Below are 21,986 nucleotides of genomic sequence, written 5' to 3'. Positions count from 1 at the left end.
CCCCAAGGCGACCTCGGTCGCGGAGATCCTGCTGCCCCCGCCCCCGCCGCCGCCCCCGACGCCGGAGACCAAGCAGAGCGACGCCAAGACAACCACCACCACCACCACGACCGTCCCGACCCCGCTGCCGCCGCCGCCATTGCCCGTCGATCTTGGCCGGGGCGATCCGGTGATACCGCTGACCGACCCGGGCACCTCGGTCACCACCGGGCCGATCGAGTTCGGGATCGGCCCCTCGCCCAGCCCCGCGTCGCTCTACGACCCGGTCGGCGCCAAGCCCAAGGGCAATCCCGCCAAGTGGGTGACCAATGACGACTACCGCCCGCGCTGGGTCGCCGAGGAGCTTTCGGGGACGGCGCGCTTCACGCTCCAGATCGACGCGCGCGGGAAGGTGACCGGGTGCACCATCACCCGCTCGACCGGCCACGCCGCGCTGGATAGCGCGACCTGCGACCTCGTCAGCAAGCGCGCGCGCTTCGATGCGGCGCGCGACGCCAACGGCAAGCCGGTCGCGGGCACCTGGTCCAACTCGGTGCGGTGGAGCATCCCGGAATAGGAAGGTTCTGCCGCCGGGGGAGGCTTCCCCCTAGCTTCCTCCGGCGGCCTGTTTGACCTGATCGATCGGCGCGGTTCCATCCGGCGCGGGCACGGTCCAGATCAGCACGTTGATCACCGCGATCGCCGCCAGCAGCACCATCAGCGCGGGGTTCTTCGCCGCGCCCGTGCGCCGCCACAGCACGAAGGCCCCCGCGACCAGCGCGAAGGCGGCAAGCATCACGATGGCGAGCACGATGTCGGTCATGGCGGTCAATCGCACTCCTGCTTGTCGCACCCTTGCGGCACCAGCGTCGCATCCGCGTCTCGCGGCGGGAACATCGCGGGCCTAGCCTCGGTAGAGGCCGCCAGAAACGGCGGCACGAGGGAGGCTATGATGGGTATTTTCACGTCGATCAAGAACGCGATCTGGGGCGAGAAGAAGGAAGCGGCCCAACCTGCCCCTGCTCCTGCCCCCGCGCCCGCCGCCGCGCCCGCCGCCGCGCCCGCGCCCGCTGCGGCTCCCGCGGCTCCCGCCGAGCCCGAGCCGCTCACCGAGGCGCAGCTCCACGCCCACATCGCCGCCCTGCCCGATGCGGACAAGTTCAACTGGCAGACCTCGATCGTCGACCTGATGAAGCTGGTCGGCCTCGATCCCTCGTTCGACAACCGCAAGGAACTGGCGGACGAACTCGGCATGACCGATTATCAGGGCACCGCCGAGCAGAACATCGCGCTGCACCACGCGGTGATGAACCTGCTGGCGCTCGAGGGCGGCAAGGTCGGCGGGATGCTCGCCGACTGAGCGCCGGAGCGCGGCCTGCCGCGCGGGCGTTGACACCTCTTGCCTGCACGGTAAGCCTCTCGTGCATGAGAGAGAGCACAGTCACGATCACCCGCCGCCAGACCCTTGCCGGGCTGGCGGGCACCTCCACCCTTGCCCTGCTGCCGGCCTGCGCCGCGAACCCCGCGCCGGCCACCGCCAGCGCGGCCACGAGCACTTCGCTCAAGGGCCTTGCCCCCGACGCAGCGCTCGAGCGGGTCGCCTATGCCATGCTCGCCCACGAGCCGGGCCGCGCCACCGGCCTCGGGGTCGACACCGGTGAATATGCCGCGTGGCGATCAACCTTCGGCACCGGCGGGGCCGAGGGCCGCGCGGCCTATGCCGCCACGCTCAAGGAACTGGTCGCCGAGGTGAAGGCCTATCCGCGCGATGACCTGACCAGCGACCAGCAGATCGGCTTCGAGGTGGTCGAGACCGCCTTCGCCAGCGCGGTCGAGGGCATGGCCCTGCCCTATGGCGATGTCGCCGTGGGCAGCTGGCGCAATGCGCCCTATGTCGTGATCCAGAACGTCGGCAGCTATATCGATCTGCCGCGCTTCTTCGGCTCCTCGCAGCCGCTCGCCAGCCCCGAGGACATCGGCCCCTACATGGACCGCCTGGCCGAGGTGCCCGCGCTGATGGACGGCGAGCTCGAGCGGATCAGAGACGCGCGCGGGCAGGGACTGGTGCCGCCCGCCTTCCTGCTCGACAAGGCGATCGCGCAGATGGAGGCGAGCATCGCGGCGGCGGGCGAAAGCTATGCCGGGCCGCTCACCGCAAGCGGCATCGCCGGGGCCGACACAGCCGCCGCGCAGGCGGAGCGGATCGCGGCCTCGGGCATCGTCCCCGCGCTCGAACGCCAGCTCGCCGAGCTCAAGGTCCAGCGCGCAGCTGCAAAGAATGCGGCGGGCATGTGGGCGCAGCCGGGGGGCGAGGAATACTACGCCTGGGCGCTCAGGGCCTCAACCACCACGAAGCTCTCGCCTGACGAGATCCACCAGCAGGGCCTCGACGAATTGCGGACGCTCCACGCCCGCATGGACCCGATCCTCAGGGAGATCGGCTACACCAAGGGAAGCGTCGGCGAGCGGATGCGCGCCCTTTCCGCCGATCCGCGCTACCACTTTGCCGAGGGCGACAAGGGCCGCGAGGAGATCTTCGCCTTCATCAACGAACGCCTCGGCTGGATTAAATCGCAGATGCCGCGCGCCTTCAACACGCTGGTCGATCCCAACATGGAAGTGCGCCGCCTGCCGCTCGCCGAGGAGCCCGGCGCGCCGGGGGCCTATGGCGGTGCGGGCAGCAAGGACGGGAGCATTCCGGGCCGGTTCTGGATCAACCTCAGGACCACCGACCTCCACCGCAAATACGACCTTGCCGACCTCACCTTCCACGAGGCGATCCCGGGCCACGTGTGGGAGGGCGAGTTCTCCAACCGCCTGCCGCTGATCCGCTCGATCCTCGCCTTCAACGCCTTCTCCGAAGGCTGGGCGCTCTATGCCGAACAGCTCGCCGACGAACTGGGGGCCTATGACGAGTTCAAGGTCGGGCGGCTCGGATACCTCCAATCCCTCGCCTTCCGGGCCTGCCGGCTGGTGGTCGACACCGGGCTCCACCACAAGCGCTGGACGCGCGAGCAGGGCCGACAGTTCTTCGTCGAGGAGAACGGCTCGAAGGCCGAGGAGGTCGCCTCGGAGGTCGATCGCTACTGCTCCTGGCCGGGGCAGGCCTGCGGCTACAAGATCGGCCACTCCGAGATCGTGAAGAACCGCGCGCGGGCGCAGGCCGAGCTGGGGGCGAAATACGACCTCAAGGGCTTCAACACCGCCGTGGTGCTGGGCGGCAACGCGCCCTTGAGCGTGATGGCGAACACGGTGAGCCGCTATATCGCGGGGGCAAAGGCCTAGGTCAGACGCCCCCTTCCCTTCCCGCACCCCTGTCCCCATCTTGCAACGCACAAAGCGCAGGAGGGCAGCATGGAAACACTCGGACAGGACCTTGAGACCATGCGCCGGGTGCCGCTCGCGCCCGAGCATGTCGACGCGATCTGCGCGATCGGGGGCGAGAAGTTCTACCCCGCCGGCTCCATCGTCATGGAAATCGGCGAGCCGATGGACCGCTTCGTCTACATCCTCGAAGGCGAGATCGAGGTGGTGAACCCCTATACCGGCGAGCGGCTGCTTCCCTCCGCGTTGGGGCCGACGCAATTCATGGGCGAGATCGCTTTCCTCAACCGCGGCACCAACTACCTCAGGATGCGCGCGAGCATGGACACCCGGGTGATCGAGGCCCCGCGTGCCGGGATGCTCGAGCTGATGAGCCGCGTGCCCGAGCTGTCCGACCACCTCATCACCGTATTCGCGGCGCGGCGGCGCAAGCAGTTCGAGCTGGGCAATGCCGCTGTCAAGGTGGTCGGCGCGGACCGCGATGCAGGCGTGCAGGCGGTCGAACGCTTCCTCTCGCGCAACCGCATCCCCTTCAAGAGCTACGATCTCGACGCGACCGACGCGCAGTCGCTGGAGGTGTGCTCGCTGATCGGGCACGAACCCGCGGTGCTGCTCGGCTCGGGCAACCGGCTGGAAGACCCGACCCCGCGCAAGGTCGCGCAATATCTCGGGCTCGACCTCGATATCTGCTCGCGCCGCACCTACGATCTGGTGATCGTCGGGGGCGGCCCGGCGGGGGTCGCGGCGGCGGTCTATGCGGGCTCGGAAGGGATCGAGGCGCTGGTGGTCGAGGACACCGCCGTGGGCGGACAGGCGGGCACGTCCTCGCGGATCGAGAACTACATGGGTTTTCCCACCGGCATCAGCGGCACCGACCTCACCTGGCGCGGACAGGTGCAGGCGATGAAGTTCGGCACCCGCTTCGTCATGCCGCGCCGTGTGGAGGCGATGAGCCGCCGCGCGGACGGGGCCTATTGCCTCACGCTCGACGACGGCGACGAGCTGTGTGCACGCGCCGTGCTGGTGGCGACCGGGGTGCAATACCGCCGCCTGCCCTTGGAGCACCTCGAGGAGCTCGAAGGCGCGGGCATCTTCTACTCGGCGACCGAGATGGAGGCGCGCTTCTGTGCGAAGACCGAGGCAGTAGTGATCGGCGGCGGCAATTCGGCGGGGCAGGCGGCGATGTATCTCAGCCGCGCGGCGAGCCACGTGCATCTGGTGGTGCGCTCGGGCAGCCTTGCGGCCTCGATGTCGAGCTACCTCTCGCAGCGGCTGGAGGCCGATCCGCGGGTCACGATCCACTACCATTCCGAAGTCACCGCTTTGCACGGCGAGACGTGGCTCGAGGGGCTCACCCTCAAGACGGGCCAGAGCGAGCGCCGGATCGACACCCGCGCGCTGTTCATCATGATCGGCGCGGCGCCCAACACCGGCTGGCTCTCGGGGCTTGCCGCAACCGACGCCAAGGGCTTCGTCCTCACCGGCGCGGCGGCGGGCCAGGGTGACGACTACGCCACCACCGCGCCCGGCATCTTCGCGGTCGGCGACGTGCGCGCCGGATCGGTCAAGCGCGTCGCGAGCGCGGTGGGCGAAGGCTCGGTGGTGGTCAGCCGCATCTGGCAATATCTCGAGGATTCGCGGCCGCAAGTCGGCTGATTTTTCGGGCCAGCCCTTCACCAAGCCTCTGGCATCGCCCGAAAAGCGCGATATGCTGCGGCCCGACGCACCGCCATCGCAGGGTCGGTGCCGAGGGGACGCCTGCCATGATTTCCGCGCTGTTTCGCCTTGCCCTTGCCGCGCTCGCGCTGGGCACGCTCTCCACCCCTGCCGCGGCGGAATGGTACGAGGCCTCCTCCGAACATTTCGTCATCTATGCCGACGACAAGCCCGCCGACATCCGCACCTTCTCCGAAAACCTCGAGCGCTATCACAGCGCGATGGTCTACGTGACCGGGCGCAAGGCCGACACCCCCAGCCCCTCCAACCGCGTGGTGATCTATGTCGTGGGCGGCGAGAAGGCGATGCGCTCGCTCTCGGGCGATCGCAAGGTCGGCGGCTTCTACATCCCGCGCGCCGGGGGCAGCCGCGCCTTCGTGCAGGACATCCGCAACCAGGCGAGCGGCTATCCCGATTTCTCGACGATCATCCTGCTCCACGAATATGCCCACCACTTCCTGCTGTCCTCCTCGCGCTTCGCCAAGCCGCGCTGGTATGACGAGGGGGCGGCCGAATTCTTCGCCGCGGCAAGCTTCGAGCGCGACGGCAGCATGTGGGTCGGCCGCCCGGCGCAGCACCGCGCGGGCGATCTCGCCTTTGCCGATCCGGTGCACGTGCGCGAATTGTTCGACCCGGCGCTCTACGAGCAGAAAAAGGTCAAGGGCTACGACACCTTCTACGCCAAGAGCTGGCTGCTCTATCACTACCTGTTCTTCAACCCGGCGCGGCGGGACCAGCTCAAGACCTATGTGCTCAACCTGGCCAACGGCATGGAGCAGAAGGCGGCCGGAGAGGCGGCGTTCGGCGATCTCGACCAGCTTGAGAGGGACCTCAAGGCCTATCTGCGCCAGTCGCGCTCACCCGCGCTCAAGCTGACGCCTGACAAGCTGTCGATCGGCACCATCACCCTGCGCAAGCTCAGCGTGGGCGAGGCGGCGATGATGCCGCTCCAGATCCGCTCGCAGCGGGGCGTGGGCGCAGAGGAAGCCGCGGTGCTGCTCACCGAGGCGCGGGCGGTGGCGGCGAAATATCCCGAGGATCCCGGCGTCCTCACCGCGCTCGCCGAGGCCGAGTACGATGCCGGCAACGACGCCGAGGCCATCGCCGCCGCCGATGCCGCGCTCGCCCGCGATCCCTCGCGCGCCAATGCCTATGTGCAGAAGGGCTACGCGCTGTTCCGCCGGGCGAGCGAGAGCGCGGACGACAAGCGTGCCGCTGCCTTTGGTGCGGCGGTCAGGCCCTTCGTGGCGCTCAACAAGCTCGAGAACGATCACCCGCTGCCGCTGATCTATTTCTACCGGGCGCAGTTGGAGCAGGGCAAGGAGCCAAACGAGAACGCGCGCGCGGCACTGGAATATGCCGCCAGGCTCGCCCCGTTCGACCACGGCTTGCAGATCCAGGCCGGAATCATGTTGCTGGGCGAAGGCAAGATCTCCATCGCCCGCACTTTCCTCGCGCCGGTCGCGGCCAATCCGCACGGCGGCTGGACCGCGGCGAAGGCCAAGCAGCTGATCGCGGCGATCGCCGAAGCAAGCGAGGGCACCCCGCTCCAGCTCGGCAATCTCCCCGACCCGGTCGAGGTGCCCGAGGTGGAGCTGGCAGGGGGCGATGGTTGAAATGCAGGCGCCGGGGCACCGGCCCCGGCGCGCGCGATCAGCTCTTGCCGCCGCCGAGCAGGCCCGAGGCCATGCCCATGATGTCGTCGAGCGGGTTGCCGTCACCGTCGCGGTCGAGGATCGAGGCAAAGTGGGTGAGCGAGCCCTCGCCCCCGATCGCACTGACGATCTGGTTGAGAATGTCGGGCGAAAGGCCGGTCTTCTCGGCTGCCAGCGTGACGGTGTCGCCGTCCATCTGATGGGTCTTGCCGAGCGCGGCGATCGCCTTTTCGGCCATGGCGGGGTCGATCCCGATCTTGGCCGCGAGGTTGACCACATCGTCCGGCGCGCCGCCGATGTTCTTGAGAATGCCGTCGAGAATGCTCATCACGTCCCTCCTTCGATTCGACCGCGGCCGAGTGTGACGCAGGTGTGCGGCATTTCGAAGTAAAAGGCCCCGCTCCGGCGCGTGCCGGGCGGGGCCCCTCTCCCTAACCCGTGTCGCGATCAGGCCGCGACCGTCTCCGCGGCCGGCACCGGCGCGGCCTGGCGGACGCCTTCGTCGACATGCGCCTCGAACTGGGCGAAGTTGTCGATGAACAGCTGCACCAGCTTCCTGGCGGTCGCGTCATATTCGGCCCCGTCCGCCCAGGTGCTGCGCGGATCGAGGATCGTCTGGTCGATCCCGGCCTCGGCGAGCACCGGCACGTGCACAGGCACTTCGAAGCCGAAATTGGGATCACGGCGGAACTCCACGCCGTCCATCTTGCCGTCGAGCACCGCGTTGAGCAGCGCGCGGGTCGCCTTGATCGGCATGCGGTGGCCGGTGCCGTACTTGCCGCCGGTCCAGCCGGTGTTGACCAGCCAGCACTGCACCTTGCCCTTGGCGATGCGCTCCTTGAGGAGGTTGCCGTAAACGCTCGGGTGGCGCGGCATGAAGGCGGCACCAAAGCAGGTGCTGAAGGTAGCTTCCGGCTCGGTCACGCCGATCTCGGTGCCCGCGACCTTGGCGGTGTAGCCGCTGAGGAAGTAGTACATCGCCTGGTCCGCGGTCAGCCGCGCGATCGGGGGCAGCACGCCGAACGCGTCAGCCGTCAGCATGATCACGTTGGACGGCGCCGGGCCGAGGTTCTTCTCGCTCGTGTTCGGGATGAACTCGATGGGGTAAGCGCCGCGGGTGTTCTCGGTCTTGCTGCCGTCGGTGAAGTCGAGCTCGCGCGTGGCCGGATCCATCGTCACGTTCTCGAGGATCGTGCCGAACATCTGCGTGGTGGCGTAGATCTCGAGCTCGCCCTCGGCCGAGAGGTTGATCATCTTGGCGTAGCAGCCGCCTTCGAAGTTGAAGACCGCGGTGTCCGACCAGCCGTGCTCGTCGTCGCCGATCAGGGTGCGGCTGGCGTCGGCCGAAAGCGTCGTCTTGCCGGTGCCCGACAGGCCGAAGAAGATCGCGCTCTTGCCGTCCTTGCCGATATTGGCCGAGCAGTGCATCGGCATCACACCCTGCGCGGGCAGGAGGTAGTTCAAGAGGCCGAACACGCCCTTCTTCATCTCGCCCGAATATTCGGTGTTGCCGATCAGGATCAGCTTCTCGGTGAAGCTCACCGCGATCACCGTGTCGCTGCGGCAGCCGTGGCGTTCGGGATCGGCCTTGAAGCTGGGCAGGTTGATGATGGTGTATTCGGGAACGAAGCTCGCCAGTTCGTCCGCGGTGGGGCGCACCAGCAGGGTGCGGATGAACAGGTTGTGCCACGCCAGCTGGTTGATGACGCGCACGTTCACGCGGTACTCGGGTTGCGAGCCGCCGAACAGGTCGGCGACATAAAGTTCCTCCTGCCCCTCGAGCTCCTTGAGGAAATCGGCCTTGAGCGCGGCGAAATGCGCCTCGCTCATCGGCTGGTTGATCGTGCCCCAGTTGATCGTGTTCTCGGTCTCGGCGTCGCGGACGATGTACTTGTCCTTGACGCTGCGGCCGGTGAAGCGCCCGGTGTCGACCAGCAGCGCGCCATGCCTGGTCAGCTGGCCCTCGCCCTTCTTCAGCGCGTGCTCGACCAGCGCCGCGGTGCCGAGATTGGGGTGGATTACCGCGCGGGAGGCGAGGTTCTGGGCGGCCAGCGGGGTTGCGAGCGGGGTCAACTTACGTCTCCTGGGCGTAGCGGCACGGGGGTGCATCTGTGGGTCACGAGAGGGAGCCGACCGTTTGCAGCCGTGCGAATCCCCTCGCGCTTGCGTCCCATCCCGTAGCACTTGCGCATACGTATGCAACAGCAGGCAGGAAGGCTCCCGTGCAAACCGCCCGATCCCTCTCCGGCGCCTTAAGTCGCGCGTGCCCGAGCGTCAAACAGGGTGCGGCACAGCAATTGTGACAAGCGACGAATCCCGGCCCCGGCCACCGCGCACGGGGCGTTGCAGCGCGCGGGCGATGGCGCTACCCATGCGCCATGGACAGGAAGGCGGAGCGAGGATGATGGCGAGCGAGGCCGGGACGACCCCCGATACCGCGCCGCTGCCGCCCGAGGTCACGACCGGGCCCGGACCCGGCGCAAGGAAACTTCAGATCGCGCTGGTCGACGATGATCGCAACATCCTCACCACGGTCTCGATCGCCTTGCAGGCCGAGGGCTTTGCCACCCGCCTCTATTCCGACGGCGAGACCGCCTTGAAGGCGCTGCTCGACAATCCGCCCGACCTTGCCGTGTTCGACATCAAGATGCCCAAGATGGACGGGATGGAGCTGCTGCGCCGCCTGCGCGAGAATTCCGCGCTCCCCGTCATCTTCCTCACCAGCAAGGACGACGAGAGCGACGAGGAGGCGGGGCTCGAGCTGGGCGCGGATGATTACATCGCCAAGCCCTTCTCGCTGCGCCTGCTGATCGCCCGCATCCGCGCGATCCTGCGCCGCGCCGAGCCCGTGGGGGCCGACACCGTGCCCGCCGCCTCGCCCGAACCCGCGCCCGCCACGCTCACCCGCGGGCGGTTGTTCATGGACCCGGCGCGCCACCAGGTGACCTGGGAGGGGCAGGCGGTCAGCCTCACCGTCACCGAGTTCCTGATCCTCGAGGCGCTCGCGATCCGGCCCGGCGTGATCAAGAGCCGCAACCAGCTGATGGACGCCGCCTACCCGGACGACGTCTTCGTCGACGATCGCACGGTCGACAGCCACATCAAGCGCATGCGCCGCAAGTTCAAGGCTGTCGACCAGGGCTTCGATGCGATCGATACGCTCTACGGCGCGGGCTACAGCTTCACCGATGGCTGACCGCAAGGGCTCCGGCAACGGAGGCAGCGAGCAGCTGAGCGCCACGGGCCGCTTCGCCCTCACCGGCCGCATCCTCGCGGTCAACATCCTCCCCCTGCTGATCCTGGGCGGCGGGCTGTTCTATCTCGACAGCTACCGCACCCAGCTGATCAACGAGCGCTTCAAGCTCGCCCGGATCGAAGCCCAGATCACCGCCGAGGCGCTCGCCGGCGCGAGCCGCACCCGGCAGGAGGCACTGCTCGTCCAGATCGGCAAGGAACAGCGCATGCGGCTGCGCACCTTCGATGCCAAGGGTCAGCTCACCGCCGACAGCTTCGCGCTTGCCGAACCCGCCTTCCGCTTCAACGACATCTCCGACGACGACTGGGAGCAGCGCTTCTCGGTCTGGCTCGACCGCACGGTCGACACCATCGTCTCGGCCGAGCCGGTGCAGGACTATGTCGAGCCCGACGCGCAGGAGGCCAATGCCTGGCCCGAACTCGCCCGCGCGCGCGAACTCGGCCTCTCGCAGGTCAGGCTCTACGATTGGCAGGACGGCACGCCCGTGATCACCGCCGCGGTGCCCGTGGGCCTGCAAGGTGCGACGCTGCTGACGGTGCGCAACGCGGTCGACATCACCGAGAGCGTGCGCGCGGCGCGCACCACTTTGTTCCTCGCCATGCTGCTGGTGATGGCCGCCTCGGCCACGCTCTCGCTGTTCCTCGCGCGCACCATCGTCACCCCGCTGCGGCTGCTGGCGCGCGCGGCGGTGCGCGTGAAGCAGGGCCGCGACCGCGAGGTCGAGGTGCCGCGCCTGCCCCAGCGCAGCGACGAGATCGGCCTGCTCGCCCGCGCGGTCTCGGACATGACCGGCGCCTTGCGCGGCCGGATCGACGCGGTCGACAGCTTCGCGGCGGACGTGGCGCACGAGATCAAGAACCCGCTCGCATCCTTGCGCAGCGCGATCGACACCCTGCCGCGGGTCGAGGACCCGGCCTTGCGCGCCGAGCTGATCGCGATCGCCACCCACGACGTGCGCCGCATCGACCGGCTCGTCACCGAGATCTCCGCTGCGAGCCGCGTCGATGCCGAGATCAGCCGGGCGACGCTCGAACGCGTCGACTTGGCCGAACTCTTCGCCAATCTCATCGCCAGCCGCGAGAATCGGGGGATGAACGGCGGGCGGCGGCTCGAACTCGACGCGCGGGTCCCGCCGGGCGCGCGCCTCAGGGTGATGGGCGTGCCGACCCAGCTCGAACGCGTGGCCGAGAACCTGATCGACAACGCCGTTTCCTTCTCGCCCGAGGGCGGCACGGTGCGCGTCACCCTGCGCCCCGCCGGCCGGATGGTGGTCACTGAGGTCACCGACGAGGGTCCCGGCATCCCCGCCGAGGCGCGCGAGGCGGTGTTCCGGCGTTTCCACTCCGACCGGCCCGAGGGCGAGAGCTTCGGCAACCACTCGGGCCTCGGCCTCGCCATCGGCCGCGCGATCGCCGAGGCGCATGACGGCTCGCTGGTCGCCGATGCCCGCGCGGATGGCGCCCGCGGCGCGTGCCTGCGCCTCACCCTCCCCTCGGCGCCATGAGCGCGCTGGTGTTGCAGGCAGGCGCGGTGGCCATCGGGACCCGCGCGCTGCTGATCGAGGGGCCATCGGGCAGCGGCAAGTCGAGCCTCGCGCTTGCGCTGATCGAGCGCGGCGCGGGGCTGATCGGCGACGATGCGGTGACGCTGACGGCCTGTGAGGGGCAGCTGATCGCGAGCCCGCCGCCCAATATCGCCGGGCTGCTCGAGGTGCGCGGGGTCGGCCTTGCACGGCTCGAGGTCGCCCCGCCAGCCCCGGTCGCGCTGATCCTGGCGCTCGGCGGGACGGCACCCGAACGCCTGCCCGAAACCCCGCTGCCCGAGCGCGTGATCGCAGGCATCGCGGTGCCGGTGCTCGCCTTCGATCCCGGCCCCACTGCCCCCGCCGCGCGCGCTGAATGGGCGCTGCGGATGCATGGGCTCGCCGCCGAAGCATCTTCCCTTTGCGCTGCGCAAGCGCCAGATATGACGCGATGACCGCCGCCGAAGCCCCTCCTCCGCCCGCCGACAAGCGCCAGCTGCTGCTGGTCACCGGACTTGCGGGCGCGGGCAAGTCGACCGCGCTCGACGTGCTCGAGGACCTGGGCTGGGAGACCATCGACAACTTCCCCGTCCGCATGCTCAAGCGCCTCGTCACCATGCCCGACGACGCGCGCGGGCCGCTCGCGATCGGCTTCGATTCGCGCACCCGCGGCTTCGTGCCTGCCGACATCATCGCGCTGGTGAAGGACCTGGGCGCGCGCCCCGACCTCGCGCTCACCTCACTGTTCCTCGACTGCGCCGGGGGCGAGCTCGAACGCCGCTTCAACGAGACCCGCCGCCGCCACCCGATGGCCGACGGCCGCCCGGTGCAGGAGGGCATCCACGCCGAGCGCGAGCTGCTCGAACCCCTGCGTCGCTGGGCCGAGGTGCTGATCGACACCACGGCAATGACCAGCAACGACCTGCAAACCCGTATCCGCGAGCTCTTCGCGCCTGCCGAGGCCGAGGCGGCACTCACCCTCACCATCTCGAGCTTCGGCTTCGCCCGCGGCATGCCGCCGCTCGCCGATCTCGTGTTCGACATGCGGTTCCTCGACAATCCGCACTGGGTGCCGGGATTGAAGGAGCAGACCGGGCAGGACGCCGCGGTGGGCGCGCATATCGAGAAGGACCCCGCCTTTGCCGAGGCCTTCGCGCGAATCCGCGACCTGCTGCTGCTGCTGCTCCCGCGCTACGCCGCGCAGGGCAAGCCCTATGTCCATGTCGCTTTCGGCTGTACCGGCGGGAGACACCGCTCGGTCTACACCGCCGAGAGCATGGCCGAGGCCTTGCGCGGCGCGGGATTTTCGCCCACTGTCCGCCACCGCAACCTGGGCTCGCGCGCGGCCGACGCGATCGAAGGCGATCGCCGCTAGCGACCGGCCCGGAAACGGACACCGCAATGGAACGCACATTGCCGGTTAAGGTAGAAACGCGTAAGGCCGCTCGACGGGCGGGCAGTTAACGGACCCATTTTCACACATGATCGGCTTGATCCTGGTAACCCACGGCCGCCTCGCGGACCAATTCGTCGAGGCGATGGAGCATGTCGTCGGCCCGCAGGATGCGATCGTCACGGTCTGCATCGGCCCCAATGACGACATGGAGCAGCGCCGCGCCGACATCGCCGAGGCGATCGGCCGGGTCGATGCCGGCAAGGGCGTCATCATCCTCACCGACCTGTTCGGCGGCACGCCCTCGAACCTCGCGATCTCGTTGCTCGATGCCGGGCATGTCGAGGTGATCGCGGGGATCAACCTGCCGATGCTGATCCGACTTGCCGGCGCGCGCAAGGCGATGGACGTCACCGCCGCGGTGCACGCCGCGCAGACTGCCGGGCGCAACTACATCACCATCGCCAGCGAGTTGCTGGGGCAGGACGCCGCTCCCCCGGCGCGGGCCAAGGCCTAGGGGCTCTCGCGCGTGGGGGAAGCACGGCAAAGCGTCACCATCGTCAACCGCCGGGGCTTGCACGCCCGGGCAAGCGCGAAGTTCGTCGGCGCGGTCAGCGCGCTGCCGGAGGGCGTCAAGGTGACGGTGTCGAAGCCCCCGCACAGCGCCGCGGGCGGATCGATCCTCGGGCTGATGATGCTCGGCGCGGCGAAGGGCGACACGGTCGAAGTCGCGGTCGAGGGTGACGGCGCGGACGGCGTGCTCGCCGATCTCGTCGCGCTGATCGCCGACGGCTTCGGCGAGGACTAGTGCCGGCGCCCGCGTTGGCCTAGGCGGCTCGCCATGCGCAAGCACATCACCGGATTTTCCAACCCGACGGTCAAGTACCTGCGCTCCCTGCGGGACAAGAAGCACCGCAAGCGTGCGGGGCAATTTCTGGTCGAAGGTCTGCGCCTGCTCGAGGATGCCCGCGCTTCGGGCCGGATGCCGCGCACGCTGGTGATGGCCGAGGGGCGCGCGCATCCGCTGCTCGAGCGGCTTGAAGCCGAGGTCATGGCGGCAGGCGGCGAGGTGATCGCGACCACGCCCGACATTCTCTCCAAGATCACCGGCAAGGAGAACGCGCAGGCCGTCGCGGGCGTGTTCGACGAGTGGGACACGGGGCTGGCGGCGCTGGACCGCAGCGCCGCGCCGATCTGGCTTGTCGCGCAGGCTTTGCGCGACCCCGGCAACCTCGGGACGATGCTGCGCACTTGCGATGCGGTTGGCGCGGGCGGGCTGATCCTGATCGACGACTGCGCCGACCCCTTCAGCGCCGAAGCCGTGCGCGCGAGCATGGGGGCGGTGTTCACCGTCGGACTGGCGCAGGCGCGGTGGGAGGATTTTGTCGCGTGGCTGCGCAGCGGAGCGGGCCAGTTGGTGGCGGCAAGCTTGCGCGATGCGGTGCCCTATCGCTGCGCGGCATATTCGGCGCCGTGCTTCATTCTGGTGGGCAACGAATCGCAAGGCCTGCCCGAGGACTACGAGATGGCGTGCGACCTCCGGGTCACCATGCCGATGAGAGGTCGCGCGGATTCGCTCAATGCGGCCGTGGCGGGGGCGGTGCTGGCCTATGAGGTGCTGGCGGCGCTCGACCCGTAAAGCGGACAAAGCGGACACCCTGTCCGCTTTCCGCAGGCATGACGTTCTTCATTATTTCAATGCGTTGACGAAACATCCTGAAGGCGGACGGACAGGGGAACAGGGCCCTTCTGCGAGCGAAAAGGGCGATGTGGGTGCGAAGGTTCGGGGCGGACGATGGGAAAGAGCGGCCCGCATCATGACCCGCCGCGCGCGTGTAGGAAAGCCCGGCCTCAGGCGTTGCCGATGCACCACGGATCGGGCTTCATGTCGACCGGCGGGTCGGCGAGGCCGGGCTGCGGGAAGCGCGCCTTGAAAGTGAAGCTTTGCGGGGTCGGGCCGTAGCGCTCGAGCATCCACAGCCGCGAGAGGCCCTCGTCGATGGTCGGGCGGTGGCCCTCCGGCACCCACCACAGCGCCTGATAGGTGCCCTCGAAGCGGTGGAAATACTCGCGCCGCCGCGCCATTTCCGGCGTGTGGCCCGAGCGATAGACGAAGGCGAACAGGCTCTGCGCATCCTGCCACACCGACATGTTGACGATCAGCAGCGGGTCGGGAGCGACCTCGATATCGGTGGCGTTGCCGCTGTCCGATTGCAGCCGCCAGACGAAGCCGGGCGAGGCATCGGCGATGGCGTTCACCCGCTCGAGCGCATCGAAGAAGGGCTGCACTGCGGGATCGCCCTTGGGCGCGAGCATCTTGCCGATGTTGATCTGCGCCAGCTGCCAGCCCGTGCCCCCGTGACTCATCCGCCCTACTCCGCCGCGTCGCGCTTGTCGCTTTCACCCTCATCATCAGGCGCTTCGAGCGCGGCAACATCCTCGGCATTGTAGCGCGGCGCGCTGGCGACGAGCGGCACCTCGTCGATCTCGCGCTTGCCGATCTCGACGCCCTTTTCCGCCAGCCGCCGCCCCGAAGACAGCACGTTGCGTTCGAAGGAGCCGACGAACTTGTTGTAGTTGTTGACCGCGCTTTCGAGCCCCCCGCCGACGCGCTTCAGATGCTCGGCGGCGGTGGCGAGGCGGTCATACAATTCCGCGCCCATCCGGCCGATCTCCTGCGCCTCCTTGGCGAGGCCATCCTGCCGCCAGACCTGCGCCACGGTGCGCGCGATCGCGACGAGGTTGGTCGGCGTTGCCAGCAGCACGCGCTTGTCGAAGGCGAAGTTCCAGAGATCGGGATCGGCCTCGAGCGCGGCGGCGACGAAATGCTCGCCCGGGACGAACATCACCACGTAATCGGGCGCATCCTCGAATTGCGACTGGTAGGACTTGGCCCCCAGCGTCTGCACGTGATTGCGCATCGAGCGCACGTGATCGGCGAGCGCCCGCGCGCGGGCCTCGTCATCGGTTGCCTCGAAGGCCTCCTGATAGGCGTTGAGCGAAACCTTGGAATCGATCACCAGCACCTTCCCGCCCGGAATGCGCACGATCGCATCGGGGCGCAGGCGGCCGTCCTCGGTGTCGATCGAATGCTCCATGACGAAATCGGTGTGCTGCGCGAGGCCGCATTGTTCGAGCAAATTCTGGAGCGCGCGCTCACCCCAGCGCCCGCGCGCCTTGGGAGCGTTGGTCAAGGAATTGCCGAGCCGCTGCGCCTCGCGCCGGACCTGTTCCTGGCCTTCCTTCATCGACTGGATCAGCCCCGCCAGCTGCCCGAAGGCATCGGTGCGCTTGGCTTCGAGGTCGGCGACCTGCCGCTCGTAATTCGCCAGCTTCTCGCCCACCGGCGAGAGCAGCGCCTTGATCTTGGCCTCGCCCGCCTCCTCGGACTGGCGGAAACGCGCTTCGGCCCGCTCCAGAAACGCCTTCTGCGCCTGTTCGAGCACCCGGCTCCCGGCGTTCTCGAATTCCTTCCTGAGCGAATCCTGCGCAGAGAGCAGCGCGGCTTTCTGCTCGGCAAAAGCCTTCTCGCGCTCTGCCGCAGCGCTTTCTAGCGCGGCGAGCCGCTCGGCCAGCGCCGCGCGGTCGGCCTGCACGGAATCGAGCCGCGCGAGCAGCCCGTCGGCCTGCGCCGCGCGCTCCTTCAGCCCGGCAACCTCGATCCGCGCCTCGCCCAGTTCGGCGATGGCGCGGGCAAATTTCGCCTCGCCCTCGGCCCCCGCGGCCTCGGCCGCCGTCAGCCGCGTGCGCAGCTCGGCCAGCGGGCGCGAGGCGAGAAACCAGCCGGCGGCGAGGCCCAGCGCGGCACCGAGAAGCAGGGCGATCAGCGGGAGAATCGAGGCGTCCATGCCCCTCTCCTACACGGAACGAAAAGAGAACGCCAGTCCCCGCGTGCGTCTATCCCCGGCTTGTGTCGGCAGGCTGCCCCGAACCCTCGGCTTCCGCCGCCGCCTTCTTCTGCCACGGCCAGCGCCCGTCGATCTCGACCTCGAGGCTGAAGCTTAGGAAGGTGCGGATGATGACGATGAGGCCGAGCACGGCGACGCTCTCCAGCGTCGGGTCGATCGCGACGGTGCGGATGATGTCGGCGGCGACGAGCAGTTCGAGCCCGGTGAGGATTGCGCGTCCGAGCATCCGGCGGAAGGTGGCGACGCGGTCCTCCCCCGGCGGCTGGCCGCGCAAGGTGCACAGCGCAAAGGTGCGCGCCGCGCCGAGCGTGCCGAGGATGACGACGGCGATCCCGGCAAGCTCGAACACCTGCGCCACCGACCCGGCGATGGCGAACAGGGTTGCATCGTCGATCATGCGCAGGGTTACCAGCGCGGGCGGCTCAGGGTTCCGCGGATACGGAGCGGTCCCGGATCAGGTCCGGGACGACGATGACTGGACGCATCGGCCCGAAGGGCCGCGAGGCCACGCGGCCGAGCCGCAGGTGCCCCGTAGCGTAGCGAAGGGAACAGCACCGAGGACGCTCGCCCGGAGGGGCGAGCGAAAAGCAGATTACGCCGCGCGGCGGATCTTCTCGAGCTTCTTCAGCACCATCGCGCGCTTCAAGCGGCTGAGGTGGTCGATGAAGAGGATGCCTTCGAGGTGGTCCATCTCGTGCTGCAGGCAGGTCGCGAGCAGGCCTTCGAGGTGTTCCTCGTGGGTGTTGCCCTCGAGGTCCTGGTAGCGGACGGTGCAGGTCGCGGGGCGATCGACATCGGCGTAGATCTCGGGGACCGAGAGGCAGCCTTCCTGGTAGGTCGACAGCTCCTTGGCCGGATCGAGGATCACGGGGTTGATGAACACCCGCGGTTCGCGCTTGGTCGCCGGGTGCGTGTGCTTGTGCCCGTCATGCGAGCATTCCACCGGCGGCGCGTCGGGATCGTCGGGCTGGAGGTCGATCACCAGCACCCGCTTGGGCACGCCGACCTGAATCGCGGCGAGGCCGATGCCGGGGGCATCGTACATCGTCTCGAACATGTCTTCGACGAGTTGGTTGAGCTCGGGGCCGAACTCGTGGGGTTCGACCGGGGTCGAGACGGTCTTGAGCCGGGGGTCCGGCACTTCGAGGATTTCGCGGATAGCCATGCGGCGCAAAATAGGGGCCGCGCGGGGCTGGCGCAAGCGCGATGCTCCGATCAGCGTGATCGGGTCAGCCGACGGGCCTTCTCGCCCGCAAGGCCTGTGCGAGCGTGCCCTCGTCGAGATAGTCGAGCTCGCCGCCCACCGGCAGGCCGTGGGCGAGCTGGGTGACGCGCAGCGGGAAGGCCTCGAGCCGCTCGGCAAGGTAATGCGCGGTGGTCTGGCCTTCCAAGGTGGCGTTCATGGCGAGCACCACCTCGTCGATCCCGCCCGCCTCGACCCGGGCGAGCAGGCTGGCGATGCCGAGATCCTCGGGGCCGATGCCGTCGAGCGCCGAGAGCCTGCCGCCGAGCACATGATAGCGCCCGGGGAAGAGCCGCGCGCGGTCGAGCGCCCAGACGTCGGAAACCTCCTCCACCACGCACAGCGCGCGCGCGTCGCGGCGCGGGTCGGCACAGATGGCGCAGGGGTCGCGGGTGTCGACATTGCCGCAGATCGCGCATTCGATCAGCGTCTCGGCGACCCCGGCGAGCGCCTCGAGCAGGGCGGGGAGCGCAGACTCGCGGTGCTTGACCAGCCAAAGCACCGCCCGCCGCGCCGAGCGGGGGCCGAGCCCCGGCAGGCGGGCGAGCGCGGCGCTCAGTGCCTCGATCTCTTGCGATGCCATGGGGGGAGAGATAGGGGCTGCGCTTCGCTTCACAAAGGCTCGCGGCAAAGCTTATGCGCATCATCTTCATGGGGACGCCCGAATTCGCGGTGCCTGCGCTGCGCGCTCTGGCAGAGGCGGGGCACGAGATCGCCTGCGTCTACACCCAGCCGCCGCGCCCGGCGGGGCGGGGGAAGAGGCTGATGCCCTCCCCGGTGCAGGTCGAGGCCGAACGGCTGGGGGTGCCGGTGCGCTCGCCCGTGTCGCTGCGGGGGGCGGAGGCGCAGGCGGAATTCGCGGCCTTGAAGGCGGATGTCGCGGTGGTCGCGGCATACGGGTTGATCCTGCCGCAAGCGGTGCTCGACGCGCCCCGCCACGGCTGCCTCAACATCCACGCCTCGCTGCTTCCCCGGTGGCGCGGGGCGGCGCCGATCCACCGCGCGGTGATGGCGGGCGATGCCGAGACCGGCGTGACGATCATGCAGATGGAAGCCGGGCTCGATACCGGGCCGATGCTCCACAAGGTGAGCGTGCCGGTAGGGCGCAAGACGACGGGCGAGCTGTTTGGCGAGTTGGGAGACGTGGGCGCGGCAGCGATGGTCGAGGTGCTGGCTGACCTCGCCGCCTTTGCTCCGCAAGTGCAGGATGACAGCGCGGCGATCTACGCTCCCAAGATCGACAAGGCCGAAGCCAAGATCGATTGGACCGCGCCCGCCGAGACGATCGAGCGACTGGTGCGCGGGCTTGCCCCCTTCCCCGGCGCGTGGTTCGCGCTGGGCGATGATCGCGTCAAGCTGCTGCTGGCCGAGGTGGTGGACGCCAGCGGCGCGCCAGGAACTGTGCTCGACGAGGACTTGCGCATAGCCTGCGGAACGGGCGCGATCCGGCCTCTGACGCTCCAGCGCGCGGGCAAGCCCGCCATGGCACGCGCGGAGTTCCTGCGCGGGCGGGCGGTTGCGGCGGGGACGGTGCTCGGTTGACGACCCGCTTCGCCCTCACAATCGAATTCGACGGCACGCCGTTCTTCGGGCTGCAACGCCAGAGTCACGGGCCGAGCGTGCAGCAGGCGGTCGAGGACGCGCTCGGGCGGATCACGGGCGAGAGCGTCACGCTCCACTCGGCCGGGCGCACCGATGCGGGGGTGCATGCGCTGGCGATGCGCAGCCATGTGGACGTGGAGAAACCCTTCGATCCGTTCCGACTGATGGCCGCGCTCAACGCCCAGCTTCGCCCAGATCCCATCGCGGTCACCCATTGCGAAGTGGTGCCCGACGACTGGCACGCGCGGTTCTCCTGCACCGGGCGGCGCTATCTCTACCGCATCATCAACCGCCGCGCGCCGCTCACCTTGCTGCGCGACAAGGCGTGGCACGTGCCCCCGCCACTGGACGCCGAGGCGATGCACCGCGCCGCGCAGGCGCTGGTGGGGCGGCATGACTTCACGACGTTCCGTTCGGTCCATTGTCAGGCGGCCGATCCGGTCAAGTCGCTGGACGAGCTGCGGGTCGAAAGGGTCGGCGAGGAAGTGCACATCCACGCCGCCGCACGCTCCTTCCTGCATCATCAGGTGCGCAGCATGGTCGGCTGCCTCAAGCTGGTCGGCGCAGGCACCTGGCCCGAGGCGCGCATCGCCGAAGCCCTCGCCGCGCGCGACCGCAACGCTTTGGGGCTTAACGCGCCCCCGCATGGCCTGTATTTCGTCGCGGCACGCTACGACGAAGGGGGACCGGACGCATGACCAAGTGGTATTCCATTCCCACCAGCCTTGCCATCAGCGAGGCGGAATATCGCGCCAATATCAGCGGCATCAACATCGTCTTCGGGGCGGTGCTGGGCTTCGTCCTCGCCAAGATCGAAGGCCTGCCGCCGCTCGATTTCATGGTGGTGCTGATCACCAGCGCTGCGGCGGTGGTGGCGATCCTCTACCTCGGCTCGACCGAGCACCGCTTGTTCTACGGCATGCTCGCCGGCGGCACCATCGCGCTCCTGCCGATGGTGCTGGAACGTTTCGGCATCCCGCCGATCCCCAAGCTCCAACCGACCCTGATCGCCTGGACAATCATGGTGCTGGTGGTCGAATTCTCCCCGCGCCGCCCTGCCAACACAGAATCTGAACGAGAGGAAGTGCCACAATGACCACCACCGGAAAGCAGCTCTTCACCACCCTCACCGCCGACGGCAAGCTGACCCTCGAGGTGGCCGAAAGCGAGTTCCCCGCGCCCAAGGGCAATCAGGTGCTGGTCAAGATGGAGGCCGCGCCGATCAACCCTTCCGATCTCGCGATCCTCACCTCTGCGGCCGATTTCGAGACCGCCGAATACACCCCCGGCAAGGTCGTCGCGACCATGCCCGAGCCCTTCCTCACCGGCAGCAAGGCGCGTCACGGCCAGCGCCTGCCCGCCGGGAACGAGGGCGCGGGCACCGTGATCGCGGCGGGCGAGAGCGAGATGGCGCAGGCCCTCGTCGGCCAGCGCGTCGCCTGCGTGCCGGGCAACGCCTTCTCGCAATATGCCCTCGCCGACGCGATGATGTGCCTGCCGCTGGGCGAGCATTCCGCCGAGACCGGCGCCTCCAGCTTCGTCAACCCGATGACCGCGCTGGGCTTTGTCGAGACCGCGAAGATGGAAGGCCACTCGGCCATCGTCCACCTCGCTGCGGCTTCCAACCTCGGCCAGATGCTGGGCCGCATCTGCATCGAGGACGGGATGAAGCTGGTCAACATCGTCCGCAAGCCGGAGCACGTGGCGATGCTCAAGGCGCAGGGCGCGACCCATGTGGTCGACAGCTCCGCCCCCACCTACATGGCCGACCTGCGCGCCGCGATCGCCGAAACCGGCGCCTTCCTCGGCTTCGATCCGATCGGTGGCGGGCAGGCGAGCGATGGCGTGCTGAAGGCGATGGAGCAGGTCGCGGTGAGCCAGATGAGCGAGTTCTCGCGCTACGGCTCGAACCAGCAGAAGAAAATGTACATCTACGGTCGCCTCGACCTCAGCCCGACCATCCTGACGCCGTCCTACGGCCTGCAATGGAGCATCGCCGGGTGGCTGCTGACGCCCTTCCTCCAGCGCGCCGGGTTCGAGACCGCCGCCCGGATGCGCAGCCGCGTGCAGGCTAACCTCACCACCACCTTTGCCTCACACTACAAGGCCAAGGTGACGCTGGAGGGAATGCTCGAGAAGGACGCGATCTGCGACTACCGCCAGATGAAGACCGGCGAGAAGTACCTGGTCACGCCCTGGGGGTGAGAGGGCGCGGCGCGGCCCCAACTTCGTCGCCCCATGTCAAGCAAGGGGCGACAGCGTAGGCGCCATTTTGAGCACAGATGGAATGGCCGCTTTTGGCGATCGAGCTTCGATGCCTGAATGACCGCACCTGGGTGGTTAGCTGTCTAAGCCCTCTCCCCTTGCGGGAGAGGGTTGGGAGAGGGG

Annotated in this window: 24 protein-coding genes; 16 read left to right on the top strand and 8 right to left on the bottom strand. The window is 68.7% G+C overall.

All coding sequences use genetic code 11. The features are described 5' to 3' along the window. Positions 1-556: energy transducer TonB (locus tag AX692_RS12125; RefSeq protein ID WP_073977706.1), on the top strand; the 556-nt coding region annotated here is incomplete at its 5' end. A gap of 30 nt (positions 557-586) precedes the next feature. Here AX692_RS12125 and AX692_RS12120 read toward each other — a convergent pair. After that, positions 587-802, bottom strand: a complete 216-nt coding sequence (locus AX692_RS12120; protein ID WP_073974099.1) for a hypothetical protein — start codon at positions 800-802, stop codon at positions 587-589. Positions 803-931: 129 nt separating this feature from the next. Here AX692_RS12120 and AX692_RS12115 point away from each other — a divergent pair, with 129 nt between their 5' ends. The 4 genes from AX692_RS12115 (at position 932) to AX692_RS12100 (ending at position 6,635) form a co-directional block, all read left to right on the top strand. After that, entirely contained in the window at positions 932-1,339 is a 408-nt protein-coding gene (locus AX692_RS12115) for a DUF3597 family protein (RefSeq protein WP_073977300.1), read from the top strand. Positions 1,340-1,404: 65 nt separating this feature from the next. Continuing rightward, entirely contained in the window at positions 1,405-3,264 is a 1,860-nt protein-coding gene (locus AX692_RS12110) for a DUF885 domain-containing protein (protein WP_073973825.1), read from the top strand. A 69-nt stretch (positions 3,265-3,333) separates the two neighbouring features. After that, complete coding sequence (locus tag AX692_RS12105; RefSeq protein WP_073973824.1) at positions 3,334-4,959, top strand: FAD-dependent oxidoreductase; 1,626 nt, start codon at positions 3,334-3,336, stop codon at positions 4,957-4,959. Between the two features lie 107 nt (positions 4,960-5,066). After that, positions 5,067-6,635 (top strand): hypothetical protein, encoded by a 1,569-nt coding sequence (locus tag AX692_RS12100; protein WP_073973823.1) that lies wholly within the window; start codon positions 5,067-5,069, stop codon positions 6,633-6,635. A gap of 37 nt (positions 6,636-6,672) precedes the next feature. Here the strand turns inward: AX692_RS12100 and AX692_RS12095 are convergent, their stop codons facing one another. Together AX692_RS12095 and AX692_RS12090 are read right to left on the bottom strand one after the other, a co-directional pair. Continuing rightward, on the bottom strand, positions 6,673-7,002 hold the full coding sequence (locus AX692_RS12095; protein ID WP_073973822.1) for a hypothetical protein: 330 nt from the start codon (positions 7,000-7,002) through the stop codon (positions 6,673-6,675). 119 nt (positions 7,003-7,121) lie between these two features. Beyond that, complete coding sequence (locus AX692_RS12090) at positions 7,122-8,747, bottom strand: phosphoenolpyruvate carboxykinase (protein WP_419470475.1); 1,626 nt, start codon at positions 8,745-8,747, stop codon at positions 7,122-7,124. A 331-nt stretch (positions 8,748-9,078) separates the two neighbouring features. Between AX692_RS12090 and AX692_RS12085 the strand changes: the two genes are divergently transcribed. The 7 genes from AX692_RS12085 (at position 9,079) to AX692_RS12055 (ending at position 14,484) form a co-directional block, all read left to right on the top strand. Next, positions 9,079-9,870, top strand: coding sequence for a response regulator transcription factor (locus AX692_RS12085; RefSeq protein ID WP_155644968.1), 792 nt, complete (start codon positions 9,079-9,081; stop codon positions 9,868-9,870). Further along, positions 9,863-11,434 (top strand): sensor histidine kinase, encoded by a 1,572-nt coding sequence (locus AX692_RS12080; protein ID WP_073973820.1) that lies wholly within the window; start codon positions 9,863-9,865, stop codon positions 11,432-11,434. The genes AX692_RS12085 and AX692_RS12080 overlap by 8 nt, the downstream gene beginning before the upstream one ends. After that, positions 11,431-11,907 carry an HPr kinase/phosphorylase gene (locus AX692_RS12075; protein WP_073973819.1) on the top strand — a complete coding sequence of 159 codons (477 nt, stop codon included), beginning with the start codon at positions 11,431-11,433 and terminating at the stop codon, positions 11,905-11,907. The genes AX692_RS12080 and AX692_RS12075 overlap by 4 nt, the downstream gene beginning before the upstream one ends. Continuing rightward, positions 11,904-12,827 carry an RNase adapter RapZ gene (gene rapZ, locus AX692_RS12070; protein ID WP_073973818.1) on the top strand — a complete coding sequence of 308 codons (924 nt, stop codon included), beginning with the start codon at positions 11,904-11,906 and terminating at the stop codon, positions 12,825-12,827. The genes AX692_RS12075 and rapZ overlap by 4 nt, the downstream gene beginning before the upstream one ends. A 106-nt stretch (positions 12,828-12,933) precedes the next feature. After that, the gene (locus tag AX692_RS12065; protein ID WP_073973817.1) at positions 12,934-13,362 is read left to right on the top strand and encodes a PTS sugar transporter subunit IIA; all 429 of its coding nucleotides are present in this window, start codon (positions 12,934-12,936) and stop codon (positions 13,360-13,362) included. A gap of 12 nt (positions 13,363-13,374) precedes the next feature. Beyond that, positions 13,375-13,653: an HPr family phosphocarrier protein gene (locus AX692_RS12060; protein ID WP_073973816.1), complete on the top strand. Its 279-nt coding sequence runs from the start codon at positions 13,375-13,377 to the stop codon at positions 13,651-13,653. A gap of 33 nt (positions 13,654-13,686) precedes the next feature. Beyond that, positions 13,687-14,484 carry a TrmH family RNA methyltransferase gene (locus AX692_RS12055; RefSeq protein ID WP_073973815.1) on the top strand — a complete coding sequence of 266 codons (798 nt, stop codon included), beginning with the start codon at positions 13,687-13,689 and terminating at the stop codon, positions 14,482-14,484. A 212-nt stretch (positions 14,485-14,696) separates the two neighbouring features. On the opposite strand, the gene AX692_RS12050 is transcribed toward AX692_RS12055, so the two are convergent. The 5 genes from AX692_RS12050 to recR all read right to left on the bottom strand — a co-directional run bounded on the left by AX692_RS12050 (position 14,697) and on the right by recR (position 18,579). Further along, positions 14,697-15,212, bottom strand: coding sequence for a DUF3291 domain-containing protein (locus tag AX692_RS12050; RefSeq protein ID WP_073973814.1), 516 nt, complete (start codon positions 15,210-15,212; stop codon positions 14,697-14,699). Between the two features lie 5 nt (positions 15,213-15,217). Further along, positions 15,218-16,693, bottom strand: coding sequence for a DNA recombination protein RmuC (locus AX692_RS12045; protein WP_073973813.1), 1,476 nt, complete (start codon positions 16,691-16,693; stop codon positions 15,218-15,220). A 49-nt stretch (positions 16,694-16,742) separates the two neighbouring features. Next, positions 16,743-17,150, bottom strand: coding sequence for a DUF1622 domain-containing protein (locus AX692_RS12040; RefSeq protein WP_073973812.1), 408 nt, complete (start codon positions 17,148-17,150; stop codon positions 16,743-16,745). 195 nt (positions 17,151-17,345) lie between these two features. Next, complete coding sequence (locus AX692_RS12035; RefSeq protein WP_073973811.1) at positions 17,346-17,918, bottom strand: peptide deformylase; 573 nt, start codon at positions 17,916-17,918, stop codon at positions 17,346-17,348. Positions 17,919-17,982: 64 nt separating this feature from the next. Then, positions 17,983-18,579 (bottom strand): recombination mediator RecR, encoded by a 597-nt coding sequence (gene recR / locus AX692_RS12030; RefSeq protein ID WP_073973810.1) that lies wholly within the window; start codon positions 18,577-18,579, stop codon positions 17,983-17,985. A 53-nt stretch (positions 18,580-18,632) separates the two neighbouring features. Here recR and fmt point away from each other — a divergent pair, with 53 nt between their 5' ends. Genes fmt through AX692_RS12010 form a run of 4 tightly spaced genes read left to right on the top strand, consistent with a single transcriptional unit; the run spans position 18,633 to position 21,803 of the window. Beyond that, on the top strand, positions 18,633-19,538 hold the full coding sequence (gene fmt, locus AX692_RS12025; protein WP_073973809.1) for a methionyl-tRNA formyltransferase: 906 nt from the start codon (positions 18,633-18,635) through the stop codon (positions 19,536-19,538). After that, positions 19,535-20,296, top strand: a complete 762-nt coding sequence (gene truA / locus AX692_RS12020; protein WP_073973808.1) for a tRNA pseudouridine(38-40) synthase TruA — start codon at positions 19,535-19,537, stop codon at positions 20,294-20,296. Before fmt ends, truA begins: the two co-directional genes overlap by 4 nt. Then, on the top strand, positions 20,293-20,694 hold the full coding sequence (locus tag AX692_RS12015) for a hypothetical protein (RefSeq protein ID WP_073973807.1): 402 nt from the start codon (positions 20,293-20,295) through the stop codon (positions 20,692-20,694). The genes truA and AX692_RS12015 overlap by 4 nt, the downstream gene beginning before the upstream one ends. Beyond that, positions 20,691-21,803 carry a zinc-binding dehydrogenase gene (locus AX692_RS12010; RefSeq protein ID WP_073973806.1) on the top strand — a complete coding sequence of 371 codons (1,113 nt, stop codon included), beginning with the start codon at positions 20,691-20,693 and terminating at the stop codon, positions 21,801-21,803. The genes AX692_RS12015 and AX692_RS12010 overlap by 4 nt, the downstream gene beginning before the upstream one ends. The last annotated feature ends 183 nt before the right edge of the window (positions 21,804-21,986 follow it).

The sequence above is a fragment of the Erythrobacter donghaensis genome (assembly GCF_001557325.1).
GTDB lineage: Bacteria > Pseudomonadota > Alphaproteobacteria > Sphingomonadales > Sphingomonadaceae > Erythrobacter > Erythrobacter donghaensis_B.
Note: the sequence above shows the minus strand (reverse complement) of the source record. Positions and strands in the feature narration are given on the sequence as shown.

Coding starts and splice junctions, on each gene's coding strand:
- AX692_RS12075 (WP_073973819.1), top strand. CDS start 11,431: ATGAGCGCGCTGGTGTTGCAGGCAGGCGCGGTGGCCATCGGGACCCGC.
- AX692_RS12120 (WP_073974099.1), bottom strand. CDS start 802: ATGACCGACATCGTGCTCGCCATCGTGATGCTTGCCGCCTTCGCGCTG.
- AX692_RS12110 (WP_073973825.1), top strand. CDS start 1,405: ATGAGAGAGAGCACAGTCACGATCACCCGCCGCCAGACCCTTGCCGGG.
- AX692_RS12055 (WP_073973815.1), top strand. CDS start 13,687: ATGCGCAAGCACATCACCGGATTTTCCAACCCGACGGTCAAGTACCTG.
- recR (WP_073973810.1), bottom strand. CDS start 18,579: ATGGCATCGCAAGAGATCGAGGCACTGAGCGCCGCGCTCGCCCGCCTG.
- AX692_RS12095 (WP_073973822.1), bottom strand. CDS start 7,002: ATGAGCATTCTCGACGGCATTCTCAAGAACATCGGCGGCGCGCCGGAC.
- AX692_RS12065 (WP_073973817.1), top strand. CDS start 12,934: ATGATCGGCTTGATCCTGGTAACCCACGGCCGCCTCGCGGACCAATTC.
- AX692_RS12105 (WP_073973824.1), top strand. CDS start 3,334: ATGGAAACACTCGGACAGGACCTTGAGACCATGCGCCGGGTGCCGCTC.
- AX692_RS12080 (WP_073973820.1), top strand. CDS start 9,863: ATGGCTGACCGCAAGGGCTCCGGCAACGGAGGCAGCGAGCAGCTGAGC.
- AX692_RS12045 (WP_073973813.1), bottom strand. CDS start 16,693: ATGGACGCCTCGATTCTCCCGCTGATCGCCCTGCTTCTCGGTGCCGCG.
- AX692_RS12035 (WP_073973811.1), bottom strand. CDS start 17,918: ATGGCTATCCGCGAAATCCTCGAAGTGCCGGACCCCCGGCTCAAGACC.
- AX692_RS12010 (WP_073973806.1), top strand. CDS start 20,691: ATGACCACCACCGGAAAGCAGCTCTTCACCACCCTCACCGCCGACGGC.
- AX692_RS12050 (WP_073973814.1), bottom strand. CDS start 15,212: ATGAGTCACGGGGGCACGGGCTGGCAGCTGGCGCAGATCAACATCGGC.
- AX692_RS12015 (WP_073973807.1), top strand. CDS start 20,293: ATGACCAAGTGGTATTCCATTCCCACCAGCCTTGCCATCAGCGAGGCG.
- AX692_RS12040 (WP_073973812.1), bottom strand. CDS start 17,150: ATGATCGACGATGCAACCCTGTTCGCCATCGCCGGGTCGGTGGCGCAG.
- AX692_RS12100 (WP_073973823.1), top strand. CDS start 5,067: ATGATTTCCGCGCTGTTTCGCCTTGCCCTTGCCGCGCTCGCGCTGGGC.
- rapZ (WP_073973818.1), top strand. CDS start 11,904: ATGACCGCCGCCGAAGCCCCTCCTCCGCCCGCCGACAAGCGCCAGCTG.
- AX692_RS12115 (WP_073977300.1), top strand. CDS start 932: ATGGGTATTTTCACGTCGATCAAGAACGCGATCTGGGGCGAGAAGAAG.
- fmt (WP_073973809.1), top strand. CDS start 18,633: ATGCGCATCATCTTCATGGGGACGCCCGAATTCGCGGTGCCTGCGCTG.
- AX692_RS12085 (WP_155644968.1), top strand. CDS start 9,079: ATGGCGAGCGAGGCCGGGACGACCCCCGATACCGCGCCGCTGCCGCCC.